This is a genomic window from Pseudomonas sp. PS01299 (assembly GCF_029960145.1).
GTDB classification, from domain to species: domain Bacteria; phylum Pseudomonadota; class Gammaproteobacteria; order Pseudomonadales; family Pseudomonadaceae; genus Aquipseudomonas; species Aquipseudomonas putida_A.
On record NZ_JASCPO010000483.1, the window covers coordinates 1 to 1,263 of the forward strand.

Consider the following 1,263-nt stretch of genomic DNA (forward strand, 5'->3'; position numbering starts at 1 on the left):
CCCGCTGGGTTGCGCAGCGACCCTCGGAATGTTGCGAGCGCTTCGCACTCGAGCGGGAGCAAGCTCCCTCGCCACAGATCTGCGCAATGTCTCAGGGCTTCGGTAACTGCTAAACTCCCGCGCCTCAATTCTCATCAGCAAGGCGCACGCATGTCTTCCTTGAATCAGGCGCTGCGCGCCGCCCTCGATAAACGCCAGGACCTGCTCGCTGAGCTGCACAGCCAGGGCACCGATTGCTACCGGCTGTTCCACGGCAGCCAGGAAGGCGCCGGTGGCCTGACCGTCGACCGCTACGGTCCGCAATTGCTGGTGCAAAGTTTTCACCAGACGCTGGAGCGTGACGACCTGCTGCAACTGCACGCCATGGTCAATCAGACCCTGGGCTTTGACACCCTGCTGGTCTACAACGACCGCTCCCGTGGCAACTCGCGCATCGATCGCGAAGACAGCGTCTACAAAGCCGACGCCGCCGCACTGGCGGATCTGGTCGGCCACGAATGGGGCCTGAACTATCGCGTGCGCGGGCGACATGCCGGGCAGGATCCGCTGCTGTTTCTCGACCTGCGCAACACTCGCGGCTGGGTCAAGGATCACGCCAAGGGCAAAAGCGTGCTCAACCTCTTTGCCTACACCTGTGGCGTCGGCCTGAGTGCCGCTGCCGGTGGTGCGCGTGAGGTGTGCAATTTGGATTTCGCCGAAGGCAATCTGGCAGTCGGCCGAGAAAACGGCCTGCTCAACCCGCAATTGCCCGAGATGCAATTCATCCAGTCCGATTACTTCCCGGCGATCCGTCAGCTCGCCGGCCTGCCGATCAGCCAGCGGCGCGGGCAGAAACTGCCGAGCTATCAGCGCCTCGACCAGCGTCAATACGATCTGGTGCTGCTCGATCCACCGGCCTGGGCCAAGAGTGCGTTCGGCACCGTCGACCTGTTGCGCGACTATCAGAGCCTGCTCAAGCCAGCGCTGCTGACCACCGCTGACAACGGCGTGCTGATCTGCTGCAACAACCTGGCGAAGGTCAGCATGGACGACTGGCGCGAACAGGTCCTGCGCTGCGCCGAGAAAGCCGGGCGACCGGTCCGCGAATGGAGCGTGATGACTCCGGGCGCGGATTTCCCGTCGCTGGACCAACAGCCACCGCTGAAAACCCTGATCCTGCAGTTGTAACCCCCCCCTGCGGGACTGGCAACCATCCAATGTGGGAGCGAGCTTGCTCGCGAAGGCGGCGCGTCAGTCAGCATATTTCTCGACTGATCCGCCGCT

Annotated in this window: 1 protein-coding gene; it reads left to right on the forward strand. The window is 63.3% G+C overall.

Annotated features, from left to right (window positions below):
• Positions 1-150 precede the first annotated feature (150 nt).
• Positions 151-1,167 carry a class I SAM-dependent methyltransferase gene (locus tag QMX91_RS31145; RefSeq protein WP_098965654.1) on the forward strand — a complete coding sequence of 339 codons (1,017 nt, stop codon included), beginning with the start codon at positions 151-153 and terminating at the stop codon, positions 1,165-1,167.
• The last annotated feature ends 96 nt before the right edge of the window (positions 1,168-1,263 follow it).